Consider the following 14,377-nt stretch of genomic DNA (forward strand, 5'->3'; position numbering starts at 1 on the left):
TGCCTCGTTTTTTATGGTTGCGTTTCATTTCTGAACTGCGTTTTTGATCGTTTTACAGTCTGGATTCGCCGGTCTCCTGCTTTCCTTGTCTCCTCTGCCGCGGGTGCCACGACTGAATCGGAAAGCCCGTCTTGAAAGAATTTCCTCCTTCCAACATCGTCATCGTTTCGCGTGAAAGCCGCCTTGCCATGTGGCAGGCCGAATACGTGCGGGACCGTCTGGCGGCATTATATCCGCACTGCAGCATCAATATCCTCGGTACCACTACGCGCGGCGACCAGATCCTGGATCGCACGCTTTCCAAGGTCGGCGGCAAGGGTCTCTTCGTCAAGGAACTGGAAGTGGCGATGGCCGAGGGCCGCGCCGACCTGGCCGTGCACTGCCTGAAGGACATGCCGATGGACCTGCCCGAAGGCTTCGAGCTGGCCGCCGTGCTGGAGCGCGAAGACCCGCGCGATGCCTTCGTCTCCAACGACTACGCCTCGCTGGACGACCTGCCCGACGGCGCCGTGGTCGGCACCAGCAGCCTGCGTCGCCAGGCCATGATCGCCGCCCGTTATCCGGAACTGGTGGTCAAGCCGCTGCGCGGCAACCTCGACACCCGCCTGGGCAAGCTCGATCGCGGCGACTATGCCGCCATTATCCTGGCCGTGGCCGGCCTGAACCGGCTGGGCCTGAAGGCACGCATCCGCGCCTTCCTGGAACCCGAGCAGAGCCTGCCTTCGCCGGGCCAGGGGACGCTGGCCATCGAAATCCCCGAGGGGCGCGACGACATCAAGCGTCTGCTGGCACCGCTGCATGACGAAGCCGCCGCCGTGGTCTCGGCGGCCGAACGTTCGGTCTCGCGCATCTTCGGTGCCAGTTGCCAGATCCCGCTAGCGGCCTACGCCACACTGGAGGGCGATCGCCTGCACCTGCGCGCCATGATCGCCACCCCCGACGGCGAACAGGCTGCTGCCGCCGAAGCCGAAGGCAGCGCCGCCGCGCCGGAAGCGCTGGGCGCCCAGGTCGCCGATCTGCTCAAGGCCCGTGGCGCCGACGCCATCCTGGCCGCCTGCAAGGCCCAGGCCGATGCCGCTGCCAGCTAAGCCGGTCACAGGCTTGCCGGTGGTGGTCACGCGACCCCAGCAGCAGGCACTGGCCTTCGCCGATGACGTGCGGCAGATGGGGCGGGTCGCGGTGGTGTTCCCGCTACTGCAGATTGCGCCGGTCGAAGATGCCGCCACCCTGCGGGCCACGCTGTCGCGCCTGCAGGAGTTTGCGCTGGTGGTCTTCGTCAGTCCCAATGCCATCGATGCCGCATTCGCGCACCTGGATGGCTGGCCGGGTGAACTGCCCATCGGCATTGTCGGCGAGGGCAGCCGGCTGGCCTTGTGCGCCCATGGCGTGCAGGCGGACAATGCCACCCTCTACGGCCCGCAGCGGGCCGACAAGATGGATTCGGAAGAATTGCTGAAATCCCTCCCTTTGGAACAATTGCGCGGTCGTCGAGCTCTGATCGTGCGCGGCCAGAGCGGTCGGGACTTCCTGAGTGAAGCATTGCAACAACACGGCGTGCAGGTCGAGCACCTGACCGCCTACCGCCGTCTGGCCCCGGTGCTGGATGCGCAAACGCGCCCGCAGCTGCTGGATTTGCTGGATGGTGGGGCCGACTGGGTGATCACCAGTTCGGAGGCCTTGCGCAATTTGCTGGACTTGGCAAGACTAGCCGGGGGCGAGGAACGTGTGGTAAAACTGCAACGACAGCGTATCTTTGTCTCGCACCACAGGATCGCCGAGAACGCACGGGAGCAGGGCTTCCTGCGGGTGATCCAGACCGGTTCAGGCGATGAGCGCCTGCTTGCTGCCCTTGCTGCCCCTGCTACTTGAGTGGCCGCGTAATTTGCCGCGTTACAATCCAGCCCATGAACGAACAGCAATCCACTCCCCAATTGCCGGAGCCCCAGCCGCAAGCCAGCCAGAGCGCTGGCACGGCCGCCTCGCAGGCCTCCTACACCTTTACCGCGCCGGACGGTACCGCCGTGATCCGCCGCCGCCAGCGGGCGCAGACCGTCGTGCTGCTGCTGGTCATCGCCGGCCTGGGCGCGCAATGGTGGGTCTCGCATTCCGAGCTGCGCGACCTGCGCAGCGAAGTGGCGCAGCGCCTGCAGAGCGGCGACAACAGCAGCAATGAGCTCAAGGGCGTATTGAAGAGCGTGCAGGAAAGTACCAAGGAACTGCAATCCAAGGTCAGCGTGCTCGACAGCAAGCAGGCCGAATCCCAGAGCCAGCAACTGGCCCTGGAGCAGATGTACCAGGACCTCAACAAGAACCGCGACGACTGGGCGCTCTCCGAGATCGAGGAAGTGCTCTCCACCGCCGATCAGCAGCTGGAACTGGCCGGCAACGTCCAGGGCGCCCTGATCGCCCTGCAGAATGCCGACAAGAGCCTGTCGCGCTCGGACAAGGCGCAGTTCATCGCCATCCGCCGCGCCATCGCGCGCGACATCGAACGTCTGAAGGCACTGCCGACGGTGGATATCGCCGGCATCGCCGTGCGTCTGGACAGCGCCATCGGCCAGATCGACAACATGCCGCTGCTGGTGGACGAGCGTCCGGTGGAATCGGCCACCGAACCCCGGCCGCAGCGCGTGAGCCCGGCACCGGCCCCGGTCGCCAAGGGCAATGCTGCGCATTCCAAGACCAACACCAAGGCCGAAGCCGCACCGGCCGAAGCCTCCGCCTGGTCGCAATGGCTGGCAGGCGCCCGCGAAACCTGGCAGAGCATGAGCACCGAGATGTGGGCCGAGCTGCGCCAGCTGGTGCGCATCCGCGAAGTGCAGACGCCCGAGGCGATCCTGCTCTCGCCCGGTCAGGCCTATTTCGTTCGCGAAAACCTCAAGCTGCGCCTCTTGAATGCCCGCCTGGCGCTGCTCTCGCGCAACGAGTTCGCCTTCCGCAACGATCTGGCCTCGGCCCAGGACACCATTGCCAAGTACTACGACACCCGCGCCAAGCAGGTCCAGACCACCCAGGCATTGTTGAAGCAGGTGCAGGGCAGCAACCTGTCCATCCAGTTGCCCACGCTGGCGGAAAGCCTCAATGCGGTGCGCAACTACAAGGCCCGTCCCTGAGCCGCTGACGGAAACCTGATATGAAAATACTGCTCTGGCTCCTGACCCTCTTCGCGTCCGCCATCGGCCTGGCCGTGCTGGCACGCTTCAACCCCGGCAATGTGGTGCTGTTCTATCCGCCGTACCGCATCGACCTGTCCCTGAACTTCTTCATCTTTGCGGTGCTGGCGCTGTTCCTGGCGATCTACGTGGTCATTCGCGCCGTACGCCTGACGCAGAAGCTGCCCGGCCGCGTGATCGCCTATCGCCGTGCCAAGCGCGAGAACGAAAGCAACAAGGCTCTGCGCGATGCGCTCAAGGCCTATTTCGAAGGTCGCTTCGGTCAGGCTGAAAAGTCGGCCACCCGTGCCTCCGACCTGGCCGACAACGCCGGCATCGCGGCCCTGATCGCCGCCCGCGCCGCGCATCGCATGCGCCAGGGCGAACGCCGCGACATCTGGCTGGCCAGCACCGAGGTCGATCCCACCCTGAAGGCGGCGCGTCTGATGACCGCGCTCGAACTGCAGGTGGATGAACACCACTTCAAGCAGGCACTGGAGACGGTGGAAGAATTGAACGCCAACGGCACGCGCCACATCCAGGCGCTGCAGTGGGCGCTCAAGGCCAACCAGCAGGCCAAGAACTGGCCCGAGGTGTTGCGCCTGCTGCAGACCCTGGACAAGCGCAATGCCCTGCATCCGGCCCTCTCCAATCGCCTGCGCGAGATGTCCTACGACGCCTTGCTGTCGGACAGGGTGCATGATGCCGAGTCGATCCGCCTGCTCTGGAACGGTGTTCCCGGGACCGACAAGCTCAAGCCCTACATCGCCGTGCGCGCCGCCCAGGCCTTCTCCAGCCGTGGCCTGCACGACGAAGCACGCAGTCTGCTGGAGCGCGCCCTGGCGGCCGACTGGGATATCCGCCTGTTGCGTGCCTACCGCGATTCGACGGCCGAGGCCGGGTCCCCGGCGCTGCTGTCGCAGATCGAGCATTGCGAATCCTGGCTGTCCCGCAATCCCACCGACGCCGAACTGGCCCTGACCCTGGGCATGTTCTGCCTGCGCCAGAAGCTGTGGGGCAAGGCCCAGCGCCATCTGGAGCAAGCCCTGTCGGATGCCATCGAGCCGCGTACCGTGCGCGAATCCCATCTGGCGCTGGCGCAGCTGCATGAAGCACTGGACCAGCCGGATCAGGCCGCCGCCCACTACAAGCAATGCGCCCTGGCCACGGCCATCCGTTGAACTTGTTGCAGGCAGGAATGACCAAGGCGGAAGCGGCGCAAGCCCTTCCGCCTTTTTTGCGGGCGGCTGTCATGTTGGCGTAAGTTGCAGCCGCCAAGATGCAGACCCAAGTCCGATTGCCGCTATAATTGCGGCTTTCCGCGATCAGGCCCGCCGTACCGCCTGCGCGAAAAAGCTTTCTGTTTTCTTTCCCTAGTGAGAATCCCATGAGCCTGAACAACGTCCCCGCCGGCCGCGACCTGCCCAATGACTTCAACGTGATCATCGAGATCCCGATGAACGCCGATCCGATCAAGTACGAAGTGGACAAGGACACCGGCGCCATCTTCGTCGACCGCTTCATGGGCACCGCCATGCACTACCCGTGCAACTACGGCTACATCCCCCAGACCCTGTCGCAGGATGGTGACCCGGTGGACGTGCTGGTGATCACCCCGTTCCCGCTGTTCCCGGGCGTGGTGGTGCGTTGCCGCCCGATCGGCGTGCTCAAGATGGCCGACGAGTCCGGCATCGATGCCAAGCTGCTGGCCGTGCCGGTCGACAAGATCCTGCCGATCTACACCCACTGGCAAAAGCCGGAAGACCTGAATGAACTGCGCCTGAACCAGATCAAGCACTTCTTCGAACACTACAAGGACCTGGAAAAGGGCAAGTGGGTCAAGGTCGAAGGCTGGGAAGGCCCGGATGCCGCCCGCGCCGAAATCCTGGCTGGCGTGGAAGCTTACAAGAACGCCAAGTAATCCTGACGTCGCACCAAGAAAAATCGCCCGACAGGTTTGCGCCTGTCGGGCGATTTTTCTTGGATGACGCCTGGGCCGACATCTTGGCCGGCCACGCAGTGCGGGCGGATCAGTCCAGCTTGGCGGCGTGCTCGCGGGTAGCGTGGAAGGTGACTTCCGGCCAGCGTTCCTGGGTCAGGCGCAGATTCACGCCCGAGCTGGCCAGATAGGCCAGGTTGCCAGCGGCGTCGATGGCCAGGTTGGCGCCGGCCGAGGAGCGTTCGAAATCGGCCAGCTTCTTCTTGTCCTCACAGGTGACCCAGCGTGCGCTGCTGATGCTGGTCCCTTCGAAGACGGCATCCACGCCGTATTCGTTGAGCAGGCGGCTGGCCACCACTTCGAACTGCAGCACGCCCACCGCGCCCAGGATCAGGTCGCTGCCGGTGACGGGCTTAAAGACCTGCACCGCGCCTTCTTCACCCAGCTGCTGCAGGCCCTTGTGCAATTGCTTGATCTTGAGCGGATTGCGGATGCGCGCCACGCGGAAGAAGTCCGGGGCGAAGTAGGGGATGCCGGTGAACTGCAGCATCTCGCCTTCGGAGAAGCTGTCGCCGATCTGCATGTTGCCGTGGTTGGGCAGGCCGATGATGTCGCCGGCGTAGGCTTCTTCCACCTGCTCGCGGCTGGAGGCCATGAAGGTCACCACCGAAGACACCTTGATGTCGCGGTTCAGCCGCAGGTGCTTCAACTTCATGCCGCGCTCGAAGCGGCCCGAGCACACGCGCAGGAAGGCGATGCGATCGCGGTGCGCCGGGTCCATGTTGGCCTGGATCTTGAAGACGAAACCGGAGAAGGGCTCCTCGGTCGGCGTGACCGCGCGCACCGTGGCGTCGCGGCTGCCCGGACCGGGCGCCCAGTCCAGCAGCGCGTCGAGGATTTCGCGCACGCCAAAGTTGTTGATGGCCGAGCCGAAGAACACCGGGGTCTGCACGCCGGCCAGGAAGTCGTCCAGGTTGAAGGGATGCGAGGCGCCATGCACCAGCTCCACTTCCATCTTCAGTTGTTCGATCTCCAAGGGGAACATCTCTGCCAGCTTGGGGTTGTCGATACCCTTGATGATTTCCACATTGCCGTTGGCGCGTTCCTCGCCGGCCTTGAAGAGCATGATCTCGTCGCGCAGCAGGTGATACACGCCACGGAAGTTCTTGCCCATGCCGATCGGCCAGGTCACCGGCGCGCACTGGATCTTGAGCACCGACTCCAGCTCATCGAGCAGCTCCAGCGAATCGCGGGTTTCGCGGTCCAGCTTGTTCATGAAGGTGATGATGGGCGTATTGCGCATGCGGCAGACGTTCAACAGCTTGATGGTCTGTTCTTCCACGCCCTTGGCGGCGTCGATCACCATCAGCGCCGAGTCCACAGCGGTGAGCACGCGGTAGGTATCTTCGGAGAAGTCCTGGTGGCCCGGGGTGTCAAGCAGGTTGACCACGTGGTCGCGGTACTCGAACTGCATCACCGAGCTGGCCACCGAGATGCCGCGCTGCTTTTCGATTTCCATCCAGTCCGAGGTCGCATGACGGCCGCTCTTGCGGGCCTTCACGGTACCGGCCAGCTGGATCGCACCCGAGAACAGCAGCAGCTTTTCGGTCAGCGTGGTCTTGCCGGCGTCAGGGTGGGAAATGATGCCGAAGGTACGGCGGCGCTTCACTTCGCGCGCGATCAGGTCGGACGAGACCTTGCGTTGGCCGCTGGCGGTGTCGGAGGCGTCGTCGGCAGCGCTGCTGGCGACATCGGGGAGTGCGTTGCTGGGTTCTTGCATGGCGGTTCGCCTGTTTGGAAAGCTCTGGAGAACCCGAGATTATAACTGAAGCGGCCCGCGCTCCCGCATGTTTGCCGGATGGCAAGCTCTGCCGGGGCGGGGCCGGGCGAGGAGGGCGCTGGAACCGTCCTCAGGTGCGCTCGTCACGGCGCTCTTCGCGCCGTGGATGCTGCTCGCGTTGCTGCTCCCTTTGTTGTTGCTGCCGCGCCTGCTGCTGAGCCTGCTGGCGTTGTGCCTGTTCCTGATGCTGGCGGGCCTGCTCCCGACCTTGTTCCGCCTGGCGCTGCTGCTCATGCTGCTGGTTCTGCATCTGCTGCTGGCGCATCTGCTGTTCACGCTGTTGCTGCTGCAATTGCCGTTGCTGCATCTGTTGCTGATGCTGCAGTTGCTGCTGCGTCCCTTGCTGGCGTTGCTGCCATTGCCGCTCCTGCGCCTGCTGCTGCTGACGTTGCTCCCGGGCTTGTTGCTCGCGCTGATCCTGTTGCTGGCGGATCATCTGTTCGCGCTGGCGTTGCTGCTCATTGGCCTGCTGCTCACGCTGGTGCTGCTGCTCCACTGCCTGGCGCTGACGCAACTGGTCTTGCTGGGCCAGGCGCTGCTGGACATTATCGGCCACCGGTTGCGGGCGCGGCTGGGCGCCCGCAACCGGGCGATCGCGCCACGATGGCGCGGCCTGTGCCTGTGCCGGTCCAGGCGGCGGGGTCAGGGTGGGCGCCGGTTGTCGGGCGTAACGGCCGCCGCCGCCATAGCGCGCATCGTGATGCCAGACCACCGGCCGCTGGTTGACCGTCACGTTATTGACCACCCTGGTGTTGTTGATGTTGGTGACATTGTTCACGTTGGTGACATTGTTGATGCGGGTCTGGCTCACCATCACCTGCCGCTGCCGCCAGTCCGGACGGGCATCGCCGAACACCGCACTCATCACGCCGATACCGGCGCCAAAGCTGATGCTGGCCGAGAAACCCGATGCATAGCTGGGCGGGCGATAGCGCGGCGGCGGCGCCCACACCACCGGTGGTGCGGACGGCCACCACCAGTCGCCATACACCACCACCGGGTTGTAATAGGGCACATAGACCACCTGCGGATTGACCGGCACGATCTCGATCATTTCATCCTGCACGACCACGCGCTGCTGCGGACTGGATTCCAGCGTACCGGCGATGCGCGCCCGCTCGCGCAGGTTCTGCACGGTGTCCATTACCGACGCCTGCTGGCCAAGGAAGGCCTGGCCCATCTGCTGGGTCCAGTCCAATCGGTCGTTGAGCATGGCCAGTACCGAGGGAAATTGCACCAGCGCCTTCACGCTCGGGTCCCAGGGCATGGGCGCCACCGCGCGGGCCAGGCCGTCGCCCTGAAGGCCCGGGCGGGCTTCCACGAAACGCTGTGCCTGGACCACTTCGAGCGGATAGGTCGCAGCCATCAGCACCTGTGCCAGCAGCGAATCGGGATAGAGCGCTACCGGTGCCAGCATCTGGTCCAGCTGTTGCTGGGTATAGACCGGCGGGGCAGGTGGGACAGCGGGGTAGGCACTTTGCGCCTGGGCCGGCAGGCCGGAGACCAGCGAAAACAGCAGGCAGGCGGCCCAGGACAGGGATTTCTTGTTCACGTCATTCTCCTTGCCGAGTTGCGAGGGAAGGAAGGGTCTTGAAGAAGTGTTCGCCTTCCAACGCATTGAAGTGAATCTATAGTCCGTCAACCGGCAAGAGGGAGGTGTAACGGAAGTGCAAGCGATGTTTCAGTGGCCGGATGGGGGCGCAACCTGGTCGCAACTCGGTCGTGCGGGCCGCTTGCCCGGTGGAAAGCCTTGCGCAAGGCGGGGGCGGGTGTGGCATCATGAACGGCCACGGAACAAATCTCATCAATGGAATCGATCAATCGGGCAATTAATCGGGCAATTAATCGGGCGGCCTATAGCCCTTGCGCAGATGAATCACTGACACGACCGGAAGAGGGGAAACGTTCCAAACTGTTTTCGCAGCACCGCATCAGGCAATCTTTTTACGACAACAAGCCATCAAGCAAGGAACGACCATGAGCCATCACCTGATCTGGCGGCGCGATGATTTTCTCATCGACACCGATCCCGACCGGCTGGACATCCCCCTCATCCACGACGTATTGACCCAATCGAGCTGGTCCCCCGGCATCGACCTGAACACCGTGCGCACCGCCATTGCCAACAGTCTGTGCTTCGGCCTCTATCGCGGCAAGGAGCAGATCGGTTTCGCCCGCGTGGTGACCGACCATGCCACCTTCGGTTACCTGTGCGACGTCTTCGTCATCAGCGACCTGCGCCGCCAGGGCCTGGGCCGCTGGATGATCGAGTCGGTGAACCAGCATCCCACCCTGCAGAAGCTGCGCCGGGTCATGCTGACCACCTCGACGGCCCCCTGGCTGTATGCCAGCTGTGGATTCGAAGCCATCAATCGCGGCGATTTCGTCTGGCATATCTCCCGGCCGGACATCTACCGTCAGGCCAGTCCGCAGTAAATGCAGCGACGGCGGAGCGCAGCGCGTCGCTCCGTCGTGGTCTGCAGCTTCGCTGACTTTTCTTCTCCGCCTTCTTTTCCTTCCCTGCACTGCGCTGCCGCTGGTGGTATGGCCGTCGCCACGCCCTTCGTACTTTCTCCGTACCTTCTCCGTACTTTTTCCTGTATTTCCCTCTGTCGCGTTTGTCTGCGTACCAGTCCGCGTGCGCGTCGCTCGGCAAGCTGTTTCGCGGTCCAGGGCAAATGTAAAGACGCGTCGAGATGAACGAAATTTCCTGACGAAACCTGCAAGACAGCATAAAATTTATAGCAAATACGAACCATTATCATTCGTATTTATATAAATGAAACTGACAAATTTTTCTTCGATCAGGATAACCTTGATGTCACCCTCCCTCTCTGCATCTGCCGTTCCCGCATCAAACTCCCATCCCTCCCTGCGTCCGCTGTGCCGTGCCATGCTGATGGCCGGCATGGCCGGGTTCACCCTGTGTGCACAGGCACAGCAAGCAGTCGCCGACCAGAGCGGGGCCTTGCCTGAGGTCACCGTCTCGGCCCCGCAGGTCGAGCAGCCGCCCACCGAAGGCAGCGACAGCTATACCGTCAAGCGCAGCCGCTCGGCGACCAAGTTCTCGCTCTCGCCGCGCCAGACGCCGCAGTCGGTCTCGGTGGTCACGCGTGCCAGGATGGAAGACTTCCATCTCACCAGCATCAACGATGTCTTCGCCACCACGCCCGGGGTGACGGTGGACCGCGTGGAAACCGACCGCACCTACTACACCTCACGCGGTTTCGACATCACCAACTTCATGTTCGATGGCATCGGCATCCCCATGACCTACGGCCTGATGTACGGCGATACCGAAATGGCCATGTTCGACCGCGTGGAGATCGTGCGCGGCGCCAACGGGCTCACCACCTCAACGGGCGACCCCTCGGCCACGATCAACTTCATCCGCAAGCGGCCGACCACGGATTTCCAGGCTTCGGCGGCGCTCAGCTATGGCTCGTGGAATACCCGCCGGCTGGAAGCCGACATCTCCGGTGCCGTCAACGAGGCCGGCACCGTGGCGGCGCGGGTGGTGGCAAGTCATCAGGAAGGCAATTCCTACCTCGACCGCTATCGCCCCACGCGCGACCTGTTCTACGGCGTGGTGGAGGCCAACCTCAGCAGCAGCACCCTGCTGACCCTGGGCTACAGCTATCAGAAAGTGCACGGCAAGGGCGCCATGTGGGGAGCCTTGCCGCTGAGCTATACCGACGGCACGGCCACGCATTACGGCAGCAATACCAGCACATCTGCGGACTGGTCGCGCATGGATACCGAACAGCAGCGGGTCTTTGCCGAACTGAATCAGGACCTCAGCGCAGGCTGGCAATGGAAGAGCACGGTGGGCTATAACGAGATGCGCACCGATTCCGCCCTGTTCTATGTCTATGGCACACCCGACAAGAGCACCGGAGGCGGCCTGTATGCCTATCCCAGTCTCTATGCCGGCGTGAACCGCCAGGCCTACCTGGACAGCAACCTCAGCGGCAAATACAACTTGCTGGGGCGCGAGCATGAATTCAACCTGGGCGTGAATGTCTCCAACTCCCGCGTGGTCGATGTCAGCAACTACGGCCGTGGCATCGGCACCGAGCTGTTCGGGCAGCAGGCCTTCGATGGCAGCTTTGCGCTGCCGGTCTTCGATGACGGGACCGATGGCAGTCGCTATACCGACCGTCGCAAGAGCGTCTATGGGGCCACCCGCCTGAACCTGTCGGACCGGGCGAAACTGATGCTGGGGGCCAACTACACCCAGGCCGACGCCTCCGGCTACGCCTATGGCGAACCGCATGCGCTGGCGCAGTCGGCGCTGTCGCCCTATGTCGGCCTGACGGTGGACCTGGATGAGCATTTCTCGGTGTACGGCAACTACACCAAGATCTTCAATCCCCAGACCCGAACCGACGCTGCCGGCGCCGTGCTGGCCGCCGCCCGCGGTCGTTCGTATGAACTGGGCGTGAAGGGGGAGTTTGCCGACGGCAAGCTCAATACCTCGCTGGCCGTGTTCCAGGTCGACCAGAGCAATGTGGCCGAGCAGGCCGGTACCATCGGCGCCCGCGCCTATTACCGTGGCATCAATGCGCGCTCCGAAGGGATCGAATATGAGGTGTCGGGTGAGCTCACCCGCGACTGGCAGGTCGGTGCCGGCGTGGTCTGGCAACGCATCACCGGTGACGAGGGCAAGCAGGTGCGCCAGTACGTCCCGCGCCGCCAGCTGCGCCTGTCGACCACCTATCGCCTGCCGCAACTGGAAAAGGCCAAGATCGGCGCCAGCCTGAACTACCAGAGCAAGAGCAGCTACGACAGCAGCAATACCGCCTACCAGGGCGGTTACTCGGTGTTGAACCTGATGGCTAGCTATGACATCAGCAAGAACCTGACCCTGTCGGCCAGCCTGAACAACGTGCTCAACAAGCAGTACCTGACCACCGTCTACTGGAGCCAGTCCTACTATGCGGCACCGGTCAACGGCACGGTGAGCCTGCGCTGGAAGTATTGAGCGGCGCGTCGCATTGCCGTTGCCATTGCCATAGCAAGCGCCGGCCCGGATGCCGGCGCAGGCCGCTCATTTGCGCTTGCGCCGGCTCGGTGCCATCTCCCGCATGAGGGCCACGAAGCGCTGCGCGCCCAGGCCCAGCGGGCGGTCCTTGCTCCAGACCACGTCCACCCACATGCGCTGCTGGTTGCTGATGTTGTCGAAGTCGATCACCACCAGCGCGCCAGCCTCGATCTGGGTCTGCACCAGGCTGTGTGGCAGGTAGGCCCAGCCCAGGCCCTCGCGCACCAGCGACAGCGTGGCCAGGTGATTGTCGGTGCGCCAGATCTGCCGCGCCAGGAAGAAGCGCGGGTCGGAGATGCGGGCATCGCGGCTGGCCACGGCGATCTGGCGAATGTCGTACAGGTCCTCGTAGCGCAGCTTGCGCTTCTTGCGCAGCCGTGCCGGATGATCCGGCGCGATCACGGCCACCATCATCTCGCTGCTGAATTCCTGGAAGGCCTCGCGGTCGTTGCCGGCATGGCGCTCGAAGACCAGCGCCAGTTGCGCCGTATTGTCATAAAGCATGCGCATGGCGTCGGCCTGCGGCGAGGACAGCACCTCCACCTCCAGCGAGGGGAATTCCGTGGCCAGGACCGCCAGCGGCCGGGCCCAGGGAATGGACAGCAGTTCGGGCGCCACGGCCAGCGTCAACTTGCGCTCCAGCCCGCGATGCATGGCCAGGGCGTGGGTGTCGAGCTGGCGCAGGGTGCTGGCCAGCAGGCGCGCATCCGGTTCCAGCGCCCGCGCCAGTTCGGTGGGACGGGCATCGCGGGCGGTGCGGTCGAACAGCACCAGGTCCAGTTCCGCTTCGAGCTGGCTGATGGTCATGCTCACCGAGGAGGGCACGCGCCCCAGTGCGCGCGCCGCCGCAGAGAAGGAGCCGCTGTCGAGGACGGCCAGGAAGACCTTGACGTTGTCGCTGGAGAAAGCCATGGCAGGGAAGGGTGGCGAAGCGGCCAGCGATCTATCAGAAAAACTGAAAGAAGCCGACTTCTTCTATCAAAAACATCATCATAGAATGCTTTCCATTGCAAGACCAGCCGTGTTGTCTCATCCACAGCCTGTGGCCGGCCAGGGCTTGCAACAGGAGAACTCATGCAAGGTTTCAAACGCAAGCTGGTCTACGCCAGCCTCTTCGAGGCACTGGCCATCGTCTTCACCACGGTGGGCCTGACGGTCTTCGCCGGCCACGACAGCACCCATTCCTGGGCCGCAGCGGTGGCATCCTCGACCATCGCCTTCCTGTGGAATTTCGTGTTCAATGGCCTCTTCGAGCGCTGGGAGGCACGCCAGCCACGCCGTGGCCGCAGCGTCGGTCGCCGCGTCGCCCATGCCATCGGTTTCGAAGGCGGGCTGGTGGTGATGCTGGTGCCGCTGTTTGCGTGGTGGCTGGACATCAGCCTGTGGGACGCACTGGTGCTGGACTTCGGGCTGATCGTGTTCTTCATGATCTATACCTACCTGTTCAACCTGCTGTTCGACCGCATCTTCGGCCTGCCCAGTTCGGCGCTGCCGCTCGACGCGCTGCCTGCACAGTCGGCACAGGCAGCACAGGCGCGTTGATCTCGGGAGCGGTAGCGCCATTGTCTTGCGCATTGTCATAGAATAGTGCGCTACCCACCCTGCCAGGAACCGCCATGTACGTCCCCGCCCATTTCGCCCAGAACGATACTGCCGAGCTGCATCAGCTGATCACCGCACATCCCTTTGGCGTGCTGGTCTCGCACACCGCCAATGGGCTTGATGCCAATCACCTGCCGTGTCACCTCGATCCTGCCCAGGGCACACTGGGGACCTTGCATCTGCACGTGGCCCGCGCCAATCCGCTGTGGCGCGAACTGGCCGACGGCGATGCGGTGCTGGTGGTGTTCTCGGCCGGCGACGCCTATATCTCGCCCAGTTGGTACCCCAGCAAGCATGAAGCACATCGCCAGGTGCCGAGCTGGAACTATATGGTGGCGCACGCCCATGGCCGCGTCACCATCCGCGACGACGAGCGCTACGTGCGCGGCGTGGTGGCGCGCCTGACGCGCACCCACGAAGCCGCCGAAGAAAAGCCGTGGAAGATGTCGGACGCGCCCGCCGAATTCACCGATACCCTGTTGCAGGCCATCGTCGGCATCGAGATCGAGATCACGCGCCTGGAGGGCAAGCGCAAGCTGAGCCAGAACAAGGAAGTCCGCGACATCATCGGCGCCGGCCAGGCGCTGCTGGAGCGGGGCCACGACGCGGTGGGTCAGGCCATGCTGGATGAGGCATCCCGCAAGTCCCAGTGAAGCAGGGCAATCTGTCTGGTAACGACCACACGTGCCGCCCGGGTCTGTGTAGAATCCTTGGCAGCGCTGCCTGTCAGCTGTTCCGTTTCCCCAGACTGCAACGAGGTCGCCCATGTCTGCCCTGAGCCCTTTGGTCCCCGCCACCCC

The 14,377-nt window shown here is 63.8% G+C and carries 12 protein-coding genes; 9 read left to right on the top strand and 3 right to left on the bottom strand.

Going from position 1 to position 14,377, the window contains the following annotated elements:
• The first annotated feature begins 131 nt into the window (after positions 1 to 131).
• From hemC to ppa, 5 genes are all read left to right on the top strand, one after another.
• Complete coding sequence (hemC, locus tag I5R65_RS14760; protein WP_180668376.1) at positions 132 to 1,088, top strand: hydroxymethylbilane synthase; 957 nt, start codon at positions 132 to 134, stop codon at positions 1,086 to 1,088.
• Positions 1,072 to 1,869, top strand: coding sequence for a uroporphyrinogen-III synthase (locus tag I5R65_RS14765; RefSeq protein WP_180668377.1), 798 nt, complete (start codon positions 1,072 to 1,074; stop codon positions 1,867 to 1,869). Before hemC ends, I5R65_RS14765 begins: the two co-directional genes overlap by 17 nt.
• 35 nt (positions 1,870 to 1,904) lie before the next feature.
• Positions 1,905 to 3,113 (top strand): uroporphyrinogen-III C-methyltransferase, encoded by a 1,209-nt coding sequence (locus tag I5R65_RS14770; protein WP_180668378.1) that lies wholly within the window; start codon positions 1,905 to 1,907, stop codon positions 3,111 to 3,113.
• A 20-nt stretch (positions 3,114 to 3,133) separates the two neighbouring features.
• On the top strand, positions 3,134 to 4,333 hold the full coding sequence (locus tag I5R65_RS14775; RefSeq protein WP_180668379.1) for a heme biosynthesis protein HemY: 1,200 nt from the start codon (positions 3,134 to 3,136) through the stop codon (positions 4,331 to 4,333).
• A gap of 206 nt (positions 4,334 to 4,539) precedes the next feature.
• A complete protein-coding gene (gene ppa / locus I5R65_RS14780; RefSeq protein WP_180668380.1) occupies positions 4,540 to 5,073 on the top strand; it encodes an inorganic diphosphatase in 534 nt (177 codons plus the stop codon).
• 109 nt (positions 5,074 to 5,182) lie between these two features.
• Here ppa and I5R65_RS14785 read toward each other — a convergent pair whose 3' ends face one another.
• Entirely contained in the window at positions 5,183 to 6,871 is a 1,689-nt protein-coding gene (locus I5R65_RS14785) for a peptide chain release factor 3 (protein ID WP_180668381.1), read from the bottom strand.
• 130 nt (positions 6,872 to 7,001) lie between these two features.
• Entirely contained in the window at positions 7,002 to 8,483 is a 1,482-nt protein-coding gene (locus I5R65_RS14790) for a DUF3300 domain-containing protein (RefSeq protein WP_180668382.1), read from the bottom strand.
• A 425-nt stretch (positions 8,484 to 8,908) separates the two neighbouring features.
• On the opposite strand from I5R65_RS14790, the gene I5R65_RS14795 reads away from it, so the two are divergent.
• Complete coding sequence (locus I5R65_RS14795) at positions 8,909 to 9,367, top strand: GNAT family N-acetyltransferase (protein ID WP_006463349.1); 459 nt, start codon at positions 8,909 to 8,911, stop codon at positions 9,365 to 9,367.
• A gap of 382 nt (positions 9,368 to 9,749) precedes the next feature.
• A complete protein-coding gene (locus tag I5R65_RS14800) occupies positions 9,750 to 11,915 on the top strand; it encodes a TonB-dependent siderophore receptor (protein ID WP_231395180.1) in 2,166 nt (721 codons plus the stop codon).
• 66 nt (positions 11,916 to 11,981) lie between these two features.
• Here the strand turns inward: I5R65_RS14800 and I5R65_RS14805 are convergent, their stop codons facing one another.
• Positions 11,982 to 12,887 (bottom strand): LysR family transcriptional regulator, encoded by a 906-nt coding sequence (locus I5R65_RS14805; RefSeq protein ID WP_077235145.1) that lies wholly within the window; start codon positions 12,885 to 12,887, stop codon positions 11,982 to 11,984.
• A 162-nt stretch (positions 12,888 to 13,049) separates the two neighbouring features.
• On the opposite strand from I5R65_RS14805, the gene I5R65_RS14810 reads away from it, so the two are divergent.
• Positions 13,050 to 13,517 carry a PACE efflux transporter gene (locus tag I5R65_RS14810; protein WP_180668383.1) on the top strand — a complete coding sequence of 156 codons (468 nt, stop codon included), beginning with the start codon at positions 13,050 to 13,052 and terminating at the stop codon, positions 13,515 to 13,517.
• Between the two features lie 74 nt (positions 13,518 to 13,591).
• Positions 13,592 to 14,230, top strand: coding sequence for an FMN-binding negative transcriptional regulator (locus I5R65_RS14815; RefSeq protein ID WP_180668384.1), 639 nt, complete (start codon positions 13,592 to 13,594; stop codon positions 14,228 to 14,230).
• Positions 14,231 to 14,377: the final 147 nt, after the last annotated feature.

The sequence above is a fragment of the Herbaspirillum sp. AP02 genome (assembly GCF_015767275.1).
Classification (GTDB): Bacteria; Pseudomonadota; Gammaproteobacteria; order Burkholderiales; family Burkholderiaceae_D; genus Herbaspirillum.

Coding starts and splice junctions, on each gene's coding strand:
- I5R65_RS14765 (WP_180668377.1), top strand. CDS start 1,072: ATGCCGCTGCCAGCTAAGCCGGTCACAGGCTTGCCGGTGGTGGTCACG.
- I5R65_RS14770 (WP_180668378.1), top strand. CDS start 1,905: ATGAACGAACAGCAATCCACTCCCCAATTGCCGGAGCCCCAGCCGCAA.
- I5R65_RS14775 (WP_180668379.1), top strand. CDS start 3,134: ATGAAAATACTGCTCTGGCTCCTGACCCTCTTCGCGTCCGCCATCGGC.
- ppa (WP_180668380.1), top strand. CDS start 4,540: ATGAGCCTGAACAACGTCCCCGCCGGCCGCGACCTGCCCAATGACTTC.
- I5R65_RS14785 (WP_180668381.1), bottom strand. CDS start 6,871: ATGCAAGAACCCAGCAACGCACTCCCCGATGTCGCCAGCAGCGCTGCC.
- I5R65_RS14795 (WP_006463349.1), top strand. CDS start 8,909: ATGAGCCATCACCTGATCTGGCGGCGCGATGATTTTCTCATCGACACC.
- I5R65_RS14800 (WP_231395180.1), top strand. CDS start 9,750: ATGTCACCCTCCCTCTCTGCATCTGCCGTTCCCGCATCAAACTCCCAT.
- I5R65_RS14805 (WP_077235145.1), bottom strand. CDS start 12,887: ATGGCTTTCTCCAGCGACAACGTCAAGGTCTTCCTGGCCGTCCTCGAC.
- I5R65_RS14810 (WP_180668383.1), top strand. CDS start 13,050: ATGCAAGGTTTCAAACGCAAGCTGGTCTACGCCAGCCTCTTCGAGGCA.
- I5R65_RS14815 (WP_180668384.1), top strand. CDS start 13,592: ATGTACGTCCCCGCCCATTTCGCCCAGAACGATACTGCCGAGCTGCAT.